The following is a 21012-nucleotide window of genomic DNA, read 5'->3' on the forward strand; positions in this document are numbered from 1 at the left end:
ACTCCAAGCGCGCCGTAAGTCGGGGCAGGAGCGATATTAGCTCAATCTTCAGCATGTGGGTAAGGTCCAGCAAGCGTCTTTGCGGGGAGAAAGGGTCCGAAATATCGCGTGTGTGCGAGATCCAGGATGTGATTGATCAAGCTCGAGGAAGTGTATCCGGCGGTCTTGGCGGCCAACAAAAATGACGTGCCTGTCCCGAGTTCGGGATTGGGATTGATCTCCAGCACAAAGGGCTGGCCGGAGCGGTCGATCCGGATGTCAACGCGGCCATAGTCTCGGCAGAGGCAGGCACGAAAGGTAGCAACCGAAATATCCCGCAGCACTGTCGCACGATTAGTGTCGAGCTGGGCCGGGCAAATCTTCTTCGGGCTCCCGACGCCCATATACTTCGCGTCATAAGTGAACAGCGGTTCGCTGTCGCCAAAATCCTGCTCCACCAGAGGCAACACTTCGAGCTCTCCGTTTCCTAGTAGGGCGACCGTGATTTCTCGCCCGTCGATGTATTCTTCGACGAGCGCATCCTGCGCATATTGCGTGACGACTGCTTCCACGGCCTGCCTCAACTGACCAGGTTCACGGACGAGCTGCATTCCGTAGCTGCAATCTTCGCGACGGGGCTTGACTACAACAGGAAAATTCAGATCGCCGGCGCTCTCGGTGCCACTATGCATCACGCGAAACTTGGGCGTCGGCACACCGCGGTCGCGCATGAGCGTCTTGGCGATAACCTTATCGTTGGCAACCCCGTGCCCGAGGGGGCTTGATCCGGTGTATGGAACACCGGCCATTTCAAGCATGGCGGGAACGTGGGTGTAGCGGGACTCACCCTGAATTCCCTCCGCTAAGTTGAAGACAATTCCCGAAGGGCGGGCCTGCGGATCGGGTGGCATGAACCGGTCGAGGGTAGCGATCAGTCCCTTATCGCCTTCACACACGAGCGTCTCGTGGCCACCCTCTTGCAGTGCTGCCGCCAAGGTTTCGACCGCCTCGCGATTCTGGGTCCTCTTACGAAGCTGACCGAACCGGTTGATCACGCCTGTGTGGTTAAAATTGCCTACGACGGCTACCCGCATGAGCCACTCCCTTTGATTCCTGCCCTGTACAATGTCAAATCGCTCGCATCCCTGTTGACCCGAGCGCCTTCACCCCTTCAGCAAATGGCGTGCCACGGATGTTTGCGTCAGGGAGGGGGAAAAGCATGGATTCGGGTTTGGATACTGACGCCTAGCGTATTGTTTCGAACACGGCGTCATCAATCTGACACGGGTGGACAGGAGAACATGAATGACCAAATACCAAGTTGGGTTCTCCGCACCGCTGCAGGCGATTGCGATTCCTCCAGGCGGCGATGAGGACCGAAATCATGTTCCGGCGCTACGTCGATGCCGTATAGCTACTTCAGATGGCTTGCGGATCTAGTCGGCCTTATGCCGGCAGGCCTATCTAAAAACCAGATGACTTCAATACACATCCTGAATTTGACGCAAGTTCTTTGTCGACTATGACTCAACCAACCAAAAAGCAAAGCCGTCGGGAAGTGTAGGGGCCGATGGCCTTGTTTCGTAATGGCCAATGCCACCGAGGCTCATCCGCACGCGCCGGCTTCTCGTGGCGCTAGGCTAAGACACGTACGTTGATCGAATGCCAGAGAAATTCGACATAAAAGCTTTCGACATAAGCCAATGTGGAGGAACTAAGGATGACGATATCTCGACGTGAAGTCCTCAAGGCGGGGGTAGCCACTGGGACGGTGTTAGCAATCCCTTCTGTCCTGCGCGCGCAGAAAGCGCCAACGGACGCGCGGACGGTGCGCATGGTGAAGGTCGGCGGCTTAACAGTCTTCGACCCTGTAGTTACGACGGCTAACATCACTCAGGATCACGCCACTGCGATTTACGACACGCTGTTCTCGCTCGATTCTAAGTTTGTGCCGCAGCCTCAGATGGTGGGAAAGTGGGGCGTTTCGGATGATAAAAAGACCTATACGTTTGAGCTTCGCGATGGCCTGGGGTGGCACGATGGCAGGCCCGTTACTGCTGCCGACTGTGTGGCCTCCATCCGTCGCTCTTTCGAAGCCGGCGGGCCCGGTCAGTTAATGATGGCGCAAGGGGCAGATATCTCGAAGAAGGACGACAAGACGTTCACGATTGCGCTCAGGGAGCCTCTGGGGGTCCTCACGCTTATGCTGTCTCAGTACCGCTACATCATGCGCGAAAAGGATGCGGATAGGCCGGCAACCGAAGCAGTGACCACCAACATCGGGTCGGGCCCTTTTAGGTTCAACCAGAGTCTAGCAAAGCCAGGCGCCAGTTTCGCCTACGACCGCAATGAAAAATACGTACCACGAAGCGAGCCATCGGACGGGTTGGCAGGCGCGAAGATTGTCAATGTCGATCGTGTCGTCTGGAACAATATCGGCGATCAGCAGACCGCATTGGCGGCCTTGCACGCGGGTGAGATTGACTACTTTGAGGGGCCGCCCCCTGATCTCTTTGCAGATATCGAGAGCGACCCAAACTTGGCACTCGAAGTTCTCGACAAGTCTGGACAGGATTACTTCCTGCGCATGAATTGTTTGCAGAAGCCGTTCGACAGTGTGAAGGCGCGCCAGGCAGTCCTTCACCTGGTCGATCAGGAGGCGTTTTTGAGTGTCATTTCCCCTGATCCAAAATACAGCAGTACGGTCAACTCCTTTTTTGGGAGCGGCAACCCGGTATCCAACGACGAAAATACGGGATGGTTCAAAAAAGGCGGAGACCCGGAGAAGGCTAAGCAGCTCTTCGCTGAGGCTGGATACGCAGGCGAAAAGGTCGTCATTCTCGATCCGACGGACTGGCGCGAAGCCGACAATGCCTCGCAGCTGCTGGCGGTGGCGCTGCAGAAGATTGGGGTCAACGCCGAAGTCGCGCCGAGCGATTGGGGCGGGCTTGTTGCGCGCCGTAACAAGAAGGGCCCAGTTGAGGATGGTGGCTGGAGCATTTTCATAACGAGCGAGTCCGACTACTCCCGCGGCGATCCAATCACTGATTCGACACTCAGTATGAACGGCGAGAAAGGGTGGTACGGCTGGCCGAAGAGCGACGAGTATGAGGCTCTTCGAGCCAAATGGGCGAATGTCGACACGGCAGAGCGCAAAGCGCTTGCGCGCAAGATGCAACAAATCGCTTGGAACCTTGCTGGTACGGTTCTGCTGGGGCGCGTCATCTCCCCAATCGCGCGCCGCATGACACTCACCGGCCTGATCGGCATGCCGGAAGTCGTCCCGATGTGGAACATGCGGAAGGCCTCGGCGTGATGGCTGGCTACATCCTACGGAGATTGGTTTCGACTATTGCCGTCATGGCGGTAGTCGGGATATTCATCTTCCTGCTCCTCAGGCTGGCGCCCGGTGATCCCGCAGCCATGATCGCCGGCAAAGAGGCCACAGCGGAGATGATCGCCGGCATCCGCGAACAACTAGGGCTCAATGCTCCACTACCGGTTCAGTTTGCCCGCTGGGCGGGAGACATGCTTCGTGGGGATTTCGGGACGTCAATCTTTGCCGGACGCCCGGTTCTTGAACTCATCGCGCAGCGGCTTGAACCGACGGTCTCGCTTGCGCTCATGACGATGCTGCTTTCGGTGACGGTTGGGGTAAGCTTCGGCATCCTCGCCGCGTGGCGGGCCGGTCGCCTCGTCGATCGCCTCCTCACGGCCTTTTCGGCGCTTGGTTATTCCGTCCCGGTCTTCGTCATCGGCTATTTTCTCATATACTTATTCGCCATCAAGACACACTGGCTACCGGTGCAGGGATATGTGCCCATCGATGCTGGCCTCGGGCATTGGTTCGTGCACTTGATCCTTCCTACCGTGACCCTAAGTCTTGGCTACATTGCATTCATCGCCCGGGTCACACGTACAAGCATGCTCGAGGTCCTGTCGGAGGATTATATGCGGACAGCCGCTGCCAAGGGTGCCTCGTCCTATGCCATGCTTTTTCACCATGCGTTGAAGAATGCCGGCATCCCGATCCTGACCGTCATCGGCATAAGCTTCGCCTATCTAATCGGCGGAGTCGTCCTTACCGAAACGGTGTTCAACATACCAGGTATCGGTCGCCTGGTGGTGGATGCGATCAACAACCGGGACTATCCCATCATTCAGAGCGTGATCATCCTGACCTCAGGTCTATACGTGCTCATTAATCTCGCAATCGATCTGGCCTATACGTTGGTCGATCCCCGTGTACGATACTGATATGACAGTATTGTCTTCAGCAGTCGAATACGTCTCTGCGGGCAGCCGCCTCCAAATAGGTGATCTTCCCCGTCTGGCAAGGCGTAATCCGCTGGTCGCTGTAGGCGGCGGCCTGTTGGGGCTTCTGATCATCCTTGCACTCGCTGCCCCGCTTTACGCCGGCGATCCGGGGAACATGGATCCATTCAGGCGGCTGCAGCCGCCCTCCGCCGAAATGTGGTTCGGCAGCGACAATCTAGGTCGGGATGTTTTTGCCCGAACGATCTTCGGCGCCCGCATCTCGCTCCTGGTCGGATTGATGTCTGCGGCATGCGCGGCACTTGCCGGGCTCCTGATCGGTGTCACCGCGGGCTACAGCCGCAGCATCGACAAGATCGTCATGCGGGTCATGGACGGCCTGATGTCGATCCCGACGATTCTTTTGGCAATCGCGCTGATTTCCCTGACGGGACCGGGAATTGGCATCCTCATCGTGGCGATCGCGGTCTCCGAGACGCCCGCCGTCGCGAGGCTGGTTCGTTCGGTGGTTTTGGGGGTTCGCGAGCGCCCCTATGTGGAGGCCGCGCTCTGCGGCGGGGCGCGCCTGCCGAAAGTGCTTTGGCGGCATATCCTGCCGAGCACGGTTCCAGCGCTCATGGTGCAGGGCGCCACCGTCTCCGCCAGCGCGATCCTGACGGAGGCGGTGCTGAGCTTCCTCGGCGTGGGCGTGCCGCCCGAGATTCCCAGCTGGGGTAACATGATTGCCAGTTCGCGGCTGTATCTCGCCATCGCGCCAATGACGATATTCGCTCCCGGGATCTGCCTTGCCGTCACCGTTCTTGCCGTCAACCTGCTCGGGGACGGCGTCCGCGACCTGTTCGATCCCAGCGCCAAGCGGAGGCGCTGATATGCAGATGAATCAAAGCGCAGGCAACGATGTGCTTCTCGACGTTCGAGACCTTGAGACACACTTTTTCGGCGAAGAGAGCGTCACCCGCGCGCTCAGTGGGATCAGCTTCCAGGTCAAAAAAGGTGAGACGCTCGGCGTTGTTGGTGAATCGGGATGCGGCAAGAGCGTCACTGCCCTGTCGATCCTTCGCCTGCTGCCGAAGGTGAGCGCCAGGACCGTCGGCGGCGAGGTCCGCTTTCACGGTCGCAACCTGCTTGAGCTGTCCGATCGCGAGATGCGAAAGATCCGCGGCGACCAGATCGCCATGATCTTCCAGGAACCGATGACGAGCCTCAATCCGGTCTATACGGTCGGCCATCAGATCGCGGAGGCGGTGCAGATCCACACCAAGGCGTCTCGCTCGGTGGCCATGAAGAAAGCCGAAGAGATGCTCTGTCTCGTCCGCATCGCGGACCCCGAGCGTCGCGTCAATGACTACCCTCACCAAATGTCGGGCGGCATGCGCCAGCGCGCCATGATCGCCGTGGCTCTTGCTTGCTCACCGCAACTGTTGATCGCTGACGAGCCCACCACGGCGCTCGACGTCACCATCCAGGCACAGATCCTGCGGCTTATCGTCGATCTGAAAGAGCGGATGGGAATGGCCGTGATGTTTATCACGCATGACCTGGGCGTTGTGGCAGAAACATGCCAGCGCGTAATTGTCATGTATGCCGGCCGGATCGTGGAGCAAGCGAGCGTAACTGAGCTGTTCGCGCGCCCTGCGCATCCGTACACCCAGGGCCTGATGCGTTCGGTGCCTGATCGGCGCCGCGGCCGTCAACGCCGCCTTGCGGAAATCCCCGGCATCGTGCCAAGCCTGCGCGAGCCCATTGTGGGCTGCAGCTTTGCGGCTCGCTGCCCGTTTGCGATCGACATTTGCCGCGACAAGACTCCCGCCCTGCGGGATGTCGGGTCGAGCCACGCCGCAGCCTGTTGGCGCGCCGAAGAGGTGATGGGCGCATGAGTGGTCCTTTGCTGAAAGTCGAGAATCTGACCAAGCATTATCCGCTCGGTGCGGGAATCTTCAAGAAAAGCATTCCGGTGATCCGGGCGGTGGAGGATGTATCCTTTTCCGTCGCCGAGGGCGAGACGCTTTGCATCGTGGGCGAATCCGGCTGCGGCAAGTCGACTGTCGCGCGGCTTTTGATGCGGCTCGTTGAGCCGACGGGCGGGCGCGTGGTGATCGACGGGACTGATATCGCGGGCCTCAACAAGGGCGCGCTTCACGCGTGGCGCCGTCGAATGCAGATGGTCTTTCAGGACCCGTACTCGTCGCTCAACCCGCGCCTCACCGCCGGACAGATCATCACCGAACCGGTCGAGAATTTTGAGTGTCTCAGCCGGAAGCAGCGTCAGGCGCTTGCCACTGACCTTCTCCGAAAGGTTGGAATGTCGCCCGAGATGATAAACAGGCTCCCGTCTGAGTTGTCGGGCGGTCAGCGCCAGCGGCTCGGCATTGCACGCGCCCTGTCGCTCAACCCCTCCCTCATTATCGCGGACGAAGCGGTCTCAGCCCTCGACGTGTCCGTGCAAGCGCAGATTCTTAATCTGTTTGCAGATCTCCAGCAGCGGATGGGCATCGCCTTCATCTTCATCTCGCATGACCTCGGCGTCGTGGAGCATATCGGTAATCGCGTCGCGGTCATGTATCTGGGGCGGATCGTGGAGCTTGCGCCCTGCGAGGCGCTCTTCGCCAAGCCGGTCCATCCCTACACCGAAGCTCTGATCACCGCGGCACCGGTACCGGATCCGACGCGAGCTCGTCTGGCGGCGCCCGTGGAAGGCGAGGTGCCGAGCCCGATCAACCCACCGAGCGGATGCGCGTTTCACCCGCGCTGCTCGCTCGCGGTCGAGCGTTGCCGCATCGACGTGCCGCCTTTGGTGCCAATGCCAGACGGGCGGGTCGTGGCCTGTCACGTGCGCGCTCCGGCCACAGGAACTCCCTTAGTTCGCTGAACCGGCGAATACCTCGGCAACGACAGTTTCGGCCGTGTAGGCACACTCAACCTAGCGAGAATGCAGTGGAAAAAAAATTGTGCGATAACGCTCATCCAGCCCGGCGGTCTGATAGCTACGATACGGTCGGCTCGATCGAAACCAACGTTGCAGAGGGTTTCACGATGGTCGCAGTCGGCGACCTGATTGTATCCCGACCGCTGACCAGATACGAACACCCCGGCTTCGGTGAGGTCGTCAAGATCCTTTGTGATGCCGATGTCACGTTCGGCAACATGGAAACCCTGATCTTCGATATTCGATCGTTCAAGGGAAGTCCTGCGGCCGAGTACGGTGGTGCGTATCACGTCAGCATACCGGAGCTCGGACCTGATTTGAAGGCGATGGGGTTCAATTTAATGAGCCGCGCAAATAACCATTCGCTTGATTGGGGCGTTGAAGGCATGCGAGAGACCAGCCGCATATTGGATGAGAGCGGTATCGTCCATGCTGGTGTTGGGGAAAGTCTTGCACAAGCTGGCGCCGCCCGCTTCTTGGAAACTACACGTGGTCGCGCGGCACTTTTGTCGTTTAGCTCAACGTTCATGCCGATGTCTCGTGCGTGCAATCCCGCCGGCGAGGCGCCCGCCAGACCTGGACTCAACCCCCTTCGTTTGGCGGAAAGCATCGTGGTCCCGCCAGAGATGCTGGAAAACTTAGGGCAAGTGCGCGATGCGCTGCCCGGTTACAAATCCAGCCATGGTGGCTCAACCCGAGTCGTGGTCGCCGGAGCGACGTTCAAGGCGGGCGACAAGGCCGGCTACAGCTACGAACCCGATCCGGGCGATGTCGCCGACATTCTGCGAAACGTTCGCCGGGGCAAGCAGTTCTCTGATTTCTGCATCGTTACGAACCACGGTCACGAGCCTAATTGGATTGAGGAAGTAAGCCAGGAACCGCCGGACTACGAGCAATCCTTGGCGCGTAGACTTATTGATGCCGGGGCCGATGTATATGTCGGACACGGGCCGCACCTACTGCGAGGCATCGAAATCTATAAGGGCCGCCCGATCTTTTATAGCCTCGGAAACTTTTTCTACGACGACCTCCGGACGCCCGTGGGGGCGGACATGTTCGCCGCCTACGGCAAAGATCCACGACACCACACCGAAGCCGAGGTGACCGTCGACGAAGAGACGAAGGGGTACCCGACGGCAAACGGATTTGTGGGCGCGCTTGCGCAACCCATTTTCTACGAGAGTGTCATCACAGTCAGCCGATTTGAGCAGAACCAGCTTGCCGAGTTGCGACTTTATCCGATCGAGCTTGGCTATTCCAAGAGGTTTGCCAATCGGGGTATCCCGCAGTTGGTCCACGGCCCACAGGCAAAGGCCATTCTGCAGCGGCTTCAGAAGCTCTCCGACCCGTTCGGAACCCGAATTGTCATTGAAAACGACACTGGAGCCATAAGGCTGAAGCCCAAATCCCCGCTGTGACGTTGCTTAGAGACAGCCGAATAGCAGAAAGTTCGGAGGTACTTCTAGCCGCTGTGATGTCATTGAGGGTCGTGCCCCACCGCGTGGTGTAGCTCGGCGGATACGAAGCCGCTCGCGAGCGCGCCCTCAACAGCGCTGGAGCGAGCGAGCGGCGTAGCAGCGGTCATCGATGTTCCCCGGTAGGTCGGGTTGCTCACACCAACCTGATTCGAAGGAACGACCGATGAGCGACGACATGATGAACCTGCGCACACCCGTGGAGAAGACCCCCGATGCCGATTGTTGCGCCAGACGATTCGGCTTTGCCGCTGAGCGGCTGATGGAGCTGGAGGTGGGCGCCGGCTATGGGGAGAAGAGCCCGTTGGGCGCGGCCCAGCGCAACGGCTACCGCGACAGAGACTGGGAGATGCGGGGCCGGCACCGTCGAGTTGCGCATCCCCAGGCTCAGGAAGGGCTCCTACTTTCCAGGCTTCTTGGAGCCGCGGCGCATGGCCGAGAAGGCGCCTTCGTCGAGCGGCTGTGCGCACGATCAAATACGAGTGGTCTATCTGCGCGCCTACGACAGCGTGTCCGAGCCCCGCGCGTCGATCGCCCGGTATCTCGCCTTCTATAATGAGGGCGCCCGGCCGCAACCCGCTTCCGCACGCAGGCGACGCGCCACTTGAACGGCCGCAGCGGCGGCGCGAAGGACAGGAACAGACACGGACTGTCCACCTTCGGTCGAGCGAGCAGGATGCAATCGGCGAGTGCGGCGCCGCTCTGTTCGAGGAGTAGCACCACCGATCACGCTTGCCCTTGGTGCGCCGGACAAAAACAACATCGCTGTTCGCCAGTCGATATCCTTCAGCCGAATGGCGCGTAACTCGCCGATGAGGGCCGATCCACCGACACCATCATGGCTACCGACCTGAGCCAGCCGATTTTCAAAACGTCTCTTAGTAGAAAAGCTTCCGCTCCATTTCCGTCAGGCGCTTGCCGCCCTCACGTGTGACGACCACGGTTTCGCTAAACGGAAGGCTGCACGCCGAGGTATACATGTGGAAAACTTGATTTTCCTCCAACTGCCATTCACTCTCGGGGAGGAAGACGCGAGTGAAATCACTGGTGCGAGGAGGGAGCTTGAGGCCGAGGGTGTAGCCGGTGATAGTCGTGTAGCTGTCGCGCAATCCAGCCGCCAATATGCCCTCGCGCAGGATGCGGTCCACATCCTTAGCATTTGCTCCGGCCTTCATAGCGCTGATCTGCTCGTCTTGAATTTGGATGATCCTTTCCGCGGTCCGGAGTTGTTCGTCGGTTGGCACGCCGATCAATTTCGAGCGCATGATCCGCGCGGTGTAGCCGCGGAAATGCGGAACCGGTTCCACAAACACGAGATCGCCCTCGGCCAGCACACGGTCACCGAGTGAGGAGTGAAAGGACGTGGAAGGCCCGGACGAAATAACGCCGATCTGGGCGTTGTCCGCGCCACTGCGCCAAGCTTCGCTCGTCATGGCGATGAAAATTTCTCGCTCATTGATACCTGCCCGAGCTGTCTCGAAGGCTGCCGATGCCGCGCGGTCGCAGATCTTGGCGGCCATCTTTTGACAGGCAAGTTCGAGCGGAGATTTGACCAGCCGCATTTCCCACATAACCCGGGAGAAATCTACTATCCTGGCACTCGGCAGCAGGCTTTCGAGCTCCAATGCCCGATTTACGGTGAGAAAATGGCTGTCGCGCTCAACACCTATGGCTGAGGCCCCAAAACCGCGAGCTTTAACAGTTTCGGCCACGACCTTGACCGGATTTTCGTTATCGTTGAACGCCGCGTAATCAGTCAGCCAACTCGCCTCGTTAAAGGTCGAAGCGTCGATTGCACGGACCACTTGGATCGGCTCGCCATCAAGAGGGATGAGTACCGATTGATACATTGCCGCTGTGGAAGCGTAGCCGCTGAAATAGATCATGTGCTCGCGTTGGTCCACGATAAGCAGGTCAACGCGCCGCTCGGCCATCACCGTGCGCAATACTGCGAGGCGCGAGCGGAATTCGTCGACGGGAAAGCGCGGCGGGAAGAGTTGTGTCATCAATTCAATCCTAAGGGAGGTTATGGCACGACATGCTCTGGTGCCGGGAAGGACGGCCGCCGCGGCCGACGTGGCTGAGTAGCGGCGGAGTATGCGACCGTATCGGAACAACCATGGGTGACCTGCAATGGCATGGAGCGGAAAAACGGAGCTTCTGTACCACTTCGGCTCCCCTGAGACACAGTCCTTAGACCAAGTTCAAAGAGTTGCCTGTTTAAGGAAACCAGCTTGATTGACCCATTTGCTTCGGGTGCACTGACACTAAAGTGTCTTATTCCCCAGAGTTCGGTGTGATCGACCAATCGATCAAGTCCACGGCATGCTGAAGTATTGCCTTGGTCCGAATACGCTTAGGCGAAGCGGCGATGACATGGCCGATCCTGTCTCGGCTATCGCCTTTCCTGATGATCGGCGTCTTGCGTTCAATATAGAATTCGACCTCAGCAACACCTGGCACGGCAGCCGCCCTACTGCCGTCAATCCAATCGAGGGTGCCATCGCGATGCGGAAGTAAAATCCGCGCCGCCGCAGTATGCGAATGCCTCTTGCCTGACTTCCACTCCTCCCCGATGGCAAGCTTGATATGCTGGGTGACGAGATCGACACCGTAAGCCAAGTGGACCAATTGAGGGGCCGGCGTGCCACCAAGACGCGGATTGACTTCAATGACAGCTGGGCCAAGCTTCGTCCACCGCAAGTCAATGTTCGTCGGCCCCCAGCCAAGCCCGAGAGCTCGCAAACAGCTCAGTGAAACATCTGCGATACGCTTACTCTCATTACCATTCAGCGGCGCTGGATAGATGTACTCACGACAGACGAAGTGCGGCGGGAGGCCGAAGTCTGCGGCGGCTATCCCGATGATCTCATTTCCCATTATTTCAATGCTATAATGGGGCCCTTGTGCGAATTCTTCGATCAGTATACTTGGCGAAGACCACCAGACGTGCTCGCCCCCCAATAAATAATTCGTATGTTGGGCTACCTCATCGAAACTGCGGCACAATCGGACCCCCATGCTGCCTATGCCGGCGGCTGGCTTAACAATCACCGGAAGGCCGATCTCCGCGGCAGAGCTTTCTACCTCCGCCGCATCTTTTGCCAATCGATAAGAAGGCATTGGAACGCCAGCCTTCCGGAGGAGCTGACGTTGAGTGAATTTGTCGCAGCACCTTTCGATCGATACGGGGTTCGGTCCCGGCAGATCGAAATAGCGGCAGAGCTTAGCAGCGGCCGCATAGGTCAACTCTAGGGCAGACGTAATCCCAGCAATGTCATAGGTCTCACGGAGCCGGCGGCATTCGCGAATGAGCGCATCGACGCTGTTTGTATCGGCACGGATTGCCTCAATCCCTTCCCTTGCGAGATAAGCATACCGAGCCGGATCAGCCACCAAGGCGATTGGTCTAAGCCCAAGGCGCCGGGCCGCTAGGATGTATCGCAACATATTACTTGCGCCTTCCACCAGGATGAACGCTCTTCTTGCCATTGGCGTTGACCTTCTGTTGTGGGCTGTGCGTCAGCCTGCGCGTGAGGCATCTTCTTACATTCGCCAAACCTCGAAATCATGAGTATAAATACCATTATCGGTAGGTTGTATTGTTAAAATATTTGCAAAATCATTTGAAAGTTTTGTCGCAACCGGCTTCGCCGTGTGAAAAATGCTCCGCGAAGCGATCCATCTCGCACCGAGTGCACCGCTACGCGAGGCGCCTCAGTACCCCACCATACGAAAAATAGAAGTCGGGCATATCGCCCCTCCAGCATTGCGGCGCAGGGGGATCCCGCGTCGGTGGCGCGCCACCTAACCGCACGCCGGCGATCTTTATGTTTTCCGAGGCCGCAGTGGCAATCTGATCAAGATTCTCTGGCAGATGGGCTCGGCATGTCGCTGTATGCAAAACGGCTCGAGAAAGGCCGGTTTCTATAGCCGTCGCAGGCGGATGGCACGGTTTCCATATCACTAGCGCAGCTCGCCTACGTGCTTGATGGGATCGATTGGCGCAACCCGCGTCACACCTTCCGCCCCCAGCGCGCGGGCCGAGTTTTCTTTGATTTGCGCGATTTTCCGCGAGTCAGCGGACGCGTTTTATGATACACGCCAGGGCGCGGTTGCCACCGCCCAGGATGTTGTTCCGGACGATATCGGCGCGCTGAGGGCGGCGCCGGCCGCGGCGCTGGCCAGAGCCAAAGACGAGGCCGCGCGCGCTGCGCTGGTCGAGGCCGAACTGGCGGTCGCCAAGGCCAAGGCGTCGGATGATGCGGCGCTGATCGCACACCAGGATCTGACGATCCGGAAGCTGCAGCGGGCGCTGCATGGCCGGAGTTCTGAACGTTCGGCCCGCCTGCACGAGCGGATGGAGACTCACCTTCGAGGAACTCGAGAGCACGACGAGGCAAGACGAGATCCGCCGAGCAGGCCGCGGCCCGGACCACCGAGGTGGCGCCTTGTGTTGGCAACGACCGGCGCGCCAGCCAAATTTGCCGCGCGAGCGTATGGTCGGAGCCGGCGCCGGCCGCTTGCGACTGCTGCGGCGGTCATCGGCTGCGCAAGCTGGGTGACGATATCAGTGAGACGCCGGGGGTGGCGCCGCCGCAATGGAAGGTGATCCAGGACGTGCGGGAGAAGTTCGCCTGCCGCGGCTGCGAGGCGATCAGCCAGGCTCCGGCGACGTTCCACGTCACCCCACGGCCGGTCCCGGCCTGCTGGCGGTGATCCTGTTCGAGAAGTTCTGACAGCTGCCGCTCAACCACCAAGGCTGAACGCTATGCCCGCGAAGGCGTGCCGCTCAGCCTGTCGACGCCCGCCACTAGGTCGGCGCCGGCGCTGCGGCGCTGATGCCACTGTTCAAGCGGCTCGAAGCCCATGTGCTAGCCGCCTCACGTCTGCCCGACCCAGCGATGCTCGGACATGCCTTACACACGGTAGAGGCGCTGAACAATGCGCTGGCCCGGCTGGCGGACCGCCGCCGCCCGGCAGACACGCCTGCACAAACCGCTGGCACTGGCAGGCTACAATGAGCACCCTCAAAGCACCCTGATCACCGCCCTCATCGGAGGGTACTTTCTTGTTTCAGTCGTGCAACTGGTCCTTCAAGTAAATTTACGGAATCTTTGCGCGCGCAATTTCCGGCGATGGTACTTTCACAGCGACGTCTGAGGCGTGGCGTAGCAAAGAACACTTATGCCCATTTACGCTCGGACTGCACAACGCGCAACGTCGGAGGCAGAAGCAAATGTCAACAAGAGCGCTCATCCTGGTTGAAGGCCATTCAAGAGGTAATGGTCTACGATACGTCCAAGCGGCCAAGCGTCTTGGCCTTCATCCAATTACCCTGTCGGCTGATCCAACTCAGTACGACTATGTTGCGGCGGAACGAAGTGAGGCGATCCGCGTCAATACAGACGATCTCGATGCGTTGATCCGCGAATGTTGCCAGCTACGCGCGAACTATGACATAGCTGGTATTACTGGCTTTTCGGGCGACGACGAGTCGGTCTATGCGACAGTTGGCAAGCTCTGTCGGCACTTCGATCTACCGGGACCAAACCCCGCGTCCGTCGAACGATGTTGTGACAAGTTCGTGCAACGTCAGCTCCTCGCGGAGGCCGGCGTTCCAATCCCTGCTTATCGCTTAGCAGCAAATGCCACCGACGTTGAAAGCGCGGTCTCGGAGATCGGACTGCCAGTAATTGTTAAGCCAGCCGTTGGCAGCGGCAGCATGGGCGTGCGATTGTGCCGTAACGCCAACGAGGTGGTCGAACATACCACATATCTGTTGTGCGGGAAGCACGGATGGCAGTCTTCGCCGAGGATACTGGTCGAAGAATTCGCCCAAGGCCCCCTTTATTTCACCGAGATCATGGGAAGTGAGGTTATTGGGATCGGTATCGGCGGCTTCGGCCGCCCGCCAAATTTTGTCTGGCGTGAGGCCACCTTTCCGGTCCCGCTGGCTGATGACGAGCATGAGCGCATCGCCGATGTTTCCGTGTGCTGCTTGCGAGCTCTCGGCCTTGGCTGGGGGCCAACGTTCATCGAGCTACGGTGGACGAAGCGAGGACCAGTCGTCATTGAAGTGAACCCCCGTCTTGCTGGCGCGCCCGGTCCTCAACTTGTTCAGTTAGCTTACGGTATCGATCTCATCACCGAGCACGTCAAGCTTACCATTGGCCACGATTGCGATGTGCACAGACGGCATTCGCACACTGCGGCGGCGCGGTACATAGTTCCTGATCGCGACGGCACACTGGATTGGATCGTAGGCGAGAGTCGGGCGGCCTCCGTGCCAGGTATAGCCGAGGTCAAATTTTATGTTGAACCCAAGACGCCGATCATCAGGAAAGGCGATTACCGAGACTGGATCGGACACGTCATTGCCGCTTCACCCAGCCCTGCTCGGACTGAGGCGATACTCCAACGTGCCGTCGATACGATTGATTGGTCGATCACACCATTTCCGACAGTTGGCGAATAGGAGCAAGCTGCGACTCCTTGCCCTCGCCGCACCAGGGTGAGGGCATCAGTGCGGAAGGTCGACGAGAGAGCTGGCTCCGCAAATTCGGACGGTGGCATAAGTGGATTTCGTGCCTGACGGCGGCGAGGTTTCTGGCTGCGAATCAGGAGAAGAGAAGGCGCCGGGATCGTCGAACTGACGCTGGCCAACGATCTTTTAGAGGGCGCGCTCAGCAAAGCCGGCCTGTTGAGCGCAAAACGATGATCGACCCCCAGCACGCCTTTCCGATCGTCGGGCAAGCCAAGATGCTCGGCCTTGCCCGCAGTACGGTCTACTATAAGCCTCGGCCGGTTTCAGCCGAGGACCTGGCCCTGATGCGCCGGCTCGACGAGTTGCATCTCGATTACCCCTTCGCCGGGGCGCGGATGCTTCGGGCGCTGCTGCGGCGAGCTGGTGTCGTGGTCGGCCGCCGTCATGTCGCGGCGAGCGCGTCGATCAGCATGGATGGCAAAGGTGCCTGGCGCCACAACGTCTTCGTCGAGCGGCTGTGGCGCACGATCAGATACGAGAAGGTCTATCTGCGCGCCTACGACAGCGTGTCCGAGGCCCGCGCGTCGATCGCCCGGTATCTCGCCTTCTATAATGGAGGGCGCCCGCATTCAAACCTTGACGGGCGCGCGCCGACGACGCTTATTTCGGCGCGCAAGCGATCGCCACGGCCGCATGATCGTCGCCGCGCGATTTTGCTGCAACTCTGGTCGGGCTTACCCCCTCCCGATGCCGCAGCAAAATCGCCAAGCCCCACGCTCAACGTAACCCGGCAGGATGCCACTTAAAATTCCGCGCGGGGTGCTGTCCAAACAAGCGGAGCCAGCTCTGAGGGCGCCCGTCTGCGTTCCAGGAAACGTTCGCTGTGAGACCGTGAAAGGGATTAAGCTCGCTGCCAGCGACAATCATTTTCCGGTCGGCCTTGAACGCACGGGAGCTGCCGCGATGTTCATCACCCATGATCTGGGCGTCGTCGCCGTAGACATGCCAGCGCGCGTCGTGATGTATGCCGGCCGCATCGTCGAGCAGGCGAGGATGACGGATCTGTTTGCGCATCCCGCGCATCCTTACACGAAAGCCTCATGAATCCAGTGCCGGACAGGCGGCGCGGCAAAGAGCCGGAAGGCATCGCGCCGAGCCTGCGCGAGCCGATGGTGGGATGCAGCTTTGCCGCGCGTGGACGTCGGCCGCGAGAAGACACCCATCCTGCGTGACGTCATGCTGGGGCACGCCGCAGCCTGCTGGCGCTTCGAAGAGGTTGTTGACGCATGAGTGGTCCTCTGTTGAAAGTCGAGAACCTGCTCAAGCACTATCCGCTTAGCGCGGGGGTTTTCCGCAAGGACGTCCCATCATCACCGAACCGGTCGAGAATTTTGAGCGCCTCAGCCGAAGCCAGCACCAGGCGCTTTCCGCGGAGCTTCTCCGAAACGTCGTAATGTCACCCGAGATGATGCACAGGCTGCCCTCGGAGGGTGGCCAGCGCCAGCGGCTCGGAATCACCCGCGCCCTGTCGCTCCACCCCTCTCTCATCATCGCTGACGAAGCGGTGTCAGCCCTTGAACGTGTCGGTGCAAGCCCAGATCTTGAACCTGCTTCTAGATCTGCAACAGCAGAGGGGCATCTCCTTCGTCTTCATCTCACATGACCCAGGCATCGTGGAGCATATCGGCCATCGCGTGGCTGTCATGTATCTCGGGCGCGTCGTGGAGCTTGCGCCGTGCGAGGCGCTCTTCGCTAAGCCGGTCCATCCCTACACGGAGGCTCTGATTGCCGCAGAGGAGCGTACCCGTGGCCAGGATCACATGCCCGCTGCGCCGCACGCCAGGAGCAGTCGGCCGCGATCATCGCCGAGCTGCCATTGGAAGAACTTGCGTCTCAGGAGCGTGTCCGACACGCGGCTAGCTGGAGCGGCGCCGGCGCGTTCGGCTTCCGAGAGCCGGTTATTGGCAACCCATCGACAAGTCGAAACTCGCCGAGGCAATCCGCTACGCCAGAATCGACGCGAGTCCCTCGAACCCATGATGGTGGTCTAGACATCGACCCCAATGCCGTCGAGCGGGCCATCCGGCCGCAGACATTCACAGAAAGAATGCATAGTTCGCGGCAGCAACGGTGGTGGGAAGACATGGGCCACGATCGCCTCACTCCTCCAAACCGCGAAAATGAACGACGTCGATCCGTTCGCTGGCTCGCACAAGCCGTCCAGTGCATCGCCGCCGGCTGGCTCAACGCGGAACTCGAGCAGCCTTTGCCGTTCAACCACCATGCCGGCTGAACGGCCACGGCTGGGCGCTTACATCAGCGTTCTCTTTGCGGTATCCAAATTCCCCGGTTCATCGCGGGGGCACCTAATGCCAAAGCTGCTGACACAGCAGGAAATGTTTAGTGCCGAAACCTGGCCGACTTTGTTTGGAATGGCTGCCAGTCTTTGATCCAAATGGCGGACGGATTCACCTCCGAATCCCCACAGTGATGGAAATCTGTTGAAATTTCCGGACTAGGCGCAGAATCACCTGGGCGCCTCGCTGCACAGCGATGAGTTTTCGGCGGCCTGAAGCGGCGATCTGGTCGCTCGGCGCGGCGGTACCCGTCGGATGGGAGGCGGGGGGTTGCGGGTTGCGGTCGCCCGTTTGTTTTTCGGGCGTCGGCACCCCGTCGGCTAATGTCACGAGCCGCGGGCGTCGGCCCACCAGGATGATGAAATGGCACTTGGCCCTAAAGACTTCAGTGCCTCTGTTGGCGCTGCGCCGGAATTCGACCTTCTCTTGACGCCTAACCTTTCCGTTCTGTTTGCCGCCCGTGTGGCTGGCCTGCTGCCACAAGGCTTCATAGGAAGCATCGGCGAGTCTTCCGACACGCATAAGCTTCGTGAAACCGCGGCACATTCTCGGCTGCTTGGCTTTGCCGGAGCTTTGGCGTTTCATCCAACACAGGTGGCTATATTCATTGAGGCTTTCTCGCCAAGCGCACAGGAACTGGGGTGGGTCCGCGATGTCATCGCGGCGGAGAACAATGCTGCAGCCCGCGGACTGTCTGCATTCTCGTTGGACGGAAAGATGGTTGATCCGCCGGTGGTTCGGCGCATCCACGAGACTCTGGCTCTAGCCGGCAGCAACTGACCTGCCCCGGTCAATGGAGACCGGGGGTCTTTCCCCGTCTGAGGTCGGCAAGTACTACTTGCTTGGCCATCTCTTCTTAGCCCTCGACCACGTTCGAGCATCTGCACAAGCTTGACAAGATCCTGAAGGCTAGCCCCTGTGGCGGCAAACACGCTGTCGGTCCTGGGGTGTAGGCGCGGGAGCCAGCTATTCGTCACGGTTGCCGACTTTCCTTGTACATGGAGCAGCGATACTTGCACCAAGCCAGGCGGCGACCATCTAAAAACGGGATGGCACCGTCCGGGACATTATATTGGCGTGTTGAACACCTCGTGGTGCATACTTCAGGAGTGCTAGAATGCGAACCCGCAACAGCTATCATAAACCCGCGCCACGTAGTCTGAACACCCGCAATTGGTTGAACAATGAGCGAAGCACCGCATATTACGTTTGATCTAGATACGCCGGGCGTGAGCAGGGGGCATCTGGTTGTCCCTGGAGGTGCCGACCGTGGAGAGCTTTCGCTCCCGGTCTTTAGTCTCAACAAAGGAGAGGGACCGCGCCTTCTTGTCACCGGCGGAAATCATGGCAACGAACTGGAGGGGCCACTTGTCGCGCGACGGCTTATCAAGTGGCTGCCAGAAGCGCAAACCTGTGGGCGAGTCATGATCCTGCCGGTGCTTAATCCATTGGCCGTGGAGGCATGGAGCCGCAATACTCCCCTCGACGGGTTGAACCTCAATCGCGTTTTTCCGGGCCACGCCTACGGGTCAGTGACTGAACGAATCGCGGATGCGGTGTCGCGGGTATTGTTGCCAATGGTCGACATCGTGTTTGATCTGCACAGCTTCGGACCAACCTGGGATTTCCCACCGGCGGCCACGACGCACCCCATTGCCGATCCCGATCTTATGGCCCGGACGGTGGGAATGGCGGAAGCCTTCAATTTGCCTCTGACATTGATCTGGCAACACAACGACACGGCTGGAATGTTTGATATCACGGCCCAAAACCAGGGCAAGGTATTTGTTTGCACTGAATTCGGCGGCGGTACGGTCGGCGCGGACAATCTCGCGATCTACGAGGCTGGGGTGCGCAACGCGCTCATCGCGCTCCGGCTGATCGAGGGCAAAGCCGACTCTCCAACTTTCCGTCGACAGAAGTCCCGACAAACGCTCGAAACGCGCCCCTCCGACGAGTTGAAATCGCCTGCGCCGGGCATCTTCGAACCTCGCTGCTCGGTCCTGGATGAAATGAAGCAGGGCGATCTCATAGGTATCCTGCATCCGATAGATTCGCTGTCCGCTGAATCGATTGATATCCGCGCGCCCGAAACCTCCGTCGTCTTGGCCGTAGCATCAGGGGCGCATTTCGACGCCAACAAAGTGGTAGCGCTCCTTGCACGGCCGCTGAAGAAATAAGAGGCGGGTGGCAGCTAGCGCCCCGCGTGTCAGTAGCGGAAGAATTTAATCCCGTACAGGATGAATAGAGTGGCCGAATTGCGGATCAAAGACGTCCTCCTTGCGCCTGGCAACGGCGCATTCTTCTACGACGATCAAGCTGCCATTGTCTCGGGCGCAGCTCAGGACGGCTTCAACTATATCGGCAAACCGACAACGCTTGGGTTCAAATCCATTCGCATTCCAGCATCTTCGCTCAGCATCGGGCTGATCCTCGCCGACGAAACAATTGTTTGGGGCGACATGATGAACGTGCAGTACTCTGGTGCTGGCGGTCGCGATCCTGTGTTTGAAACCGCTCAAATCTCGGGTTTGGTGTCGCGCGCTGTGGTGCCCCGGCTTCTAGATGTCGATGCGTCTCGCTATCTTGATGCCTGCGCGAAGGTTTTCGAGCCCTTTGAAGACAAGCGGCTACCTCTCGCTATTGAGTATGGCGTGAGCCAGGCGCTCCTTCGCGCGGCGGCTCATCTTCAACGTACGACGATGGCGGAGATCATATGCAGTGAATTTGATCTACCGCTGCCAACGCGCAGGGTCCCGATTTACTGCCAGAGCGGCGATGCCCGCGAAATCAATGTCGACAAGATGATCCTCAAGGCGGTGGATGTACTTCCCCATGGCCTGATCAATTCACGGCAGAAATTCGGCCAAGGCGGCCAGACTTTCCTTGAGTTCGTCAAGTGGGTTGCAACGCGCACGCGCGAACTCGGCCGCCCTGGGTATCATCCGGTGCTTCATTTCGATGTGTACGGCTGGATCGGCCAGGAAATCGGCCTGGAGCCGCAGAGCATTGCCGATTTTATCTGCAAGGTTGCGGATACCGTTCCGGGTTTTACGGTCAACATCGAGTCCCCGGCAGACTTTGGTTCTACGCGAGCTCAAATTGAGAACTACGCCAAGATCGTATCGATTTTGGACAAACGGGGTTCCAGCGCACGCGTTGTCGTGGATGAGAGATGCAATACGCTTGAGGACATTCGGCTCTTTGTCGAAGCCAAAGCGACGCATCTGGTGCAGATCAAGACACCCGATGTCGGCTCAATTGTCGATACGGCGCGCGCCGTTCTCATCTGCAAGGCAAATAAGAAAGGGGCCTATGTCGGGGGAAGCTGTACCGAGACAGACCTCTCCGCCCAGGCTTCTGTCCACGTATCGGTGGCAACCCAGGCCGACATGATGCTTGCGAAGCCCGGAATGGGTGTCGACGAGGCATATTCCATCGTCGGGAACGAGCAGAACCGATTGCTGGCGATGCTGAACCGTCGTCGAGTTCGAGCCAAAAACGTTGGATGAG

Annotated in this window: 13 protein-coding genes and 5 pseudogenes; 15 read left to right on the forward strand and 3 right to left on the reverse strand. The window is 59.2% G+C overall.

Translation table 11 applies throughout. From position 1 onward, the window contains the following. Window positions 1-41: 41 nt before the first annotated feature. On the reverse strand, window positions 42-1073 hold the full coding sequence (locus CK220_RS10645; protein ID WP_095811508.1) for an ATP-grasp domain-containing protein: 1032 nt from the start codon (window positions 1071-1073) through the stop codon (window positions 42-44). Window positions 1074-1699: 626 nt separating this feature from the next. On the opposite strand from CK220_RS10645, the gene CK220_RS10650 reads away from it, so the two are divergent. The 7 genes and pseudogenes from CK220_RS10650 to CK220_RS10680 form a co-directional block, all read left to right on the forward strand. Next, window positions 1700-3295 (forward strand): ABC transporter substrate-binding protein, encoded by a 1596-nt coding sequence (locus CK220_RS10650; protein WP_095811509.1) that lies wholly within the window; start codon window positions 1700-1702, stop codon window positions 3293-3295. After that, entirely contained in the window at window positions 3295-4236 is a 942-nt protein-coding gene (locus CK220_RS10655; protein ID WP_095811707.1) for an ABC transporter permease, read from the forward strand. The genes CK220_RS10650 and CK220_RS10655 overlap by 1 nt, the downstream gene beginning before the upstream one ends. A 1-nt stretch (window position 4237) precedes the next feature. Further along, window positions 4238-5122, forward strand: coding sequence for an ABC transporter permease (locus tag CK220_RS10660; RefSeq protein ID WP_095811510.1), 885 nt, complete (start codon window positions 4238-4240; stop codon window positions 5120-5122). Between the two features lies 1 nt (window position 5123). After that, the gene (locus CK220_RS10665) at window positions 5124-6131 is read left to right on the forward strand and encodes an ABC transporter ATP-binding protein (RefSeq protein WP_095811511.1); all 1008 of its coding nucleotides are present in this window, start codon (window positions 5124-5126) and stop codon (window positions 6129-6131) included. Then, window positions 6128-7123, forward strand: a complete 996-nt coding sequence (locus tag CK220_RS10670) for an oligopeptide/dipeptide ABC transporter ATP-binding protein (RefSeq protein WP_095811512.1) — start codon at window positions 6128-6130, stop codon at window positions 7121-7123. Before CK220_RS10665 ends, CK220_RS10670 begins: the two co-directional genes overlap by 4 nt. A 65-nt stretch (window positions 7124-7188) precedes the next feature. Then, entirely contained in the window at window positions 7189-8598 is a 1410-nt protein-coding gene (locus CK220_RS10675) for a CapA family protein (RefSeq protein ID WP_095811513.1), read from the forward strand. A gap of 223 nt (window positions 8599-8821) precedes the next feature. Beyond that, a pseudogene (locus CK220_RS10680) lies at window positions 8822-9101 on the forward strand (transposase); the annotation flags it as partial. 432 nt (window positions 9102-9533) lie between these two features. On the opposite strand, the gene CK220_RS10690 reads toward CK220_RS10680, so the two are convergent. After that, on the reverse strand, window positions 9534-10661 hold the full coding sequence (locus CK220_RS10690; protein ID WP_095811514.1) for a Xaa-Pro peptidase family protein: 1128 nt from the start codon (window positions 10659-10661) through the stop codon (window positions 9534-9536). A gap of 271 nt (window positions 10662-10932) precedes the next feature. Beyond that, on the reverse strand, window positions 10933-12147 hold the full coding sequence (locus tag CK220_RS10695; protein WP_095811515.1) for an acetyl-CoA carboxylase biotin carboxylase subunit family protein: 1215 nt from the start codon (window positions 12145-12147) through the stop codon (window positions 10933-10935). A 655-nt stretch (window positions 12148-12802) separates the two neighbouring features. Here CK220_RS10695 and CK220_RS10700 point away from each other — a divergent pair. From CK220_RS10700 to CK220_RS10740, 8 genes and pseudogenes are all read left to right on the forward strand, one after another. Continuing rightward, window positions 12803-13547, forward strand: a pseudogene (locus CK220_RS10700) (IS66 family transposase zinc-finger binding domain-containing protein); the annotation flags it as partial. A 347-nt stretch (window positions 13548-13894) separates the two neighbouring features. Next, window positions 13895-15133: an acetyl-CoA carboxylase biotin carboxylase subunit family protein gene (locus CK220_RS10705; RefSeq protein WP_095811516.1), complete on the forward strand. Its 1239-nt coding sequence runs from the start codon at window positions 13895-13897 to the stop codon at window positions 15131-15133. A gap of 159 nt (window positions 15134-15292) precedes the next feature. Continuing rightward, window positions 15293-15839 (forward strand): annotated as a pseudogene (locus tag CK220_RS10710) (integrase core domain-containing protein); the annotation flags it as partial. 236 nt (window positions 15840-16075) lie between these two features. Next, window positions 16076-16432, forward strand: a pseudogene (locus CK220_RS10715) (oligopeptide/dipeptide ABC transporter ATP-binding protein); the annotation flags it as partial. Beyond that, window positions 16429-17193: pseudogene (locus tag CK220_RS32380) on the forward strand (ABC transporter ATP-binding protein). The pseudogenes CK220_RS10715 and CK220_RS32380, both read left to right, overlap by 4 nt. A 669-nt stretch (window positions 17194-17862) precedes the next feature. Further along, complete coding sequence (locus CK220_RS10730; RefSeq protein ID WP_245429095.1) at window positions 17863-18279, forward strand: hypothetical protein; 417 nt, start codon at window positions 17863-17865, stop codon at window positions 18277-18279. A 404-nt stretch (window positions 18280-18683) separates the two neighbouring features. Then, complete coding sequence (locus CK220_RS10735; protein ID WP_095811518.1) at window positions 18684-19679, forward strand: succinylglutamate desuccinylase/aspartoacylase family protein; 996 nt, start codon at window positions 18684-18686, stop codon at window positions 19677-19679. 78 nt (window positions 19680-19757) lie between these two features. Beyond that, window positions 19758-21011: a methylaspartate ammonia-lyase gene (locus CK220_RS10740; protein WP_095811708.1), complete on the forward strand. Its 1254-nt coding sequence runs from the start codon at window positions 19758-19760 to the stop codon at window positions 21009-21011. Window position 21012 lies beyond the last annotated feature (1 nt).

The sequence above is a fragment of the Mesorhizobium sp. WSM3860 genome, from assembly GCF_002294995.1.
Lineage (GTDB): Bacteria > Pseudomonadota > Alphaproteobacteria > Rhizobiales > Rhizobiaceae > Mesorhizobium.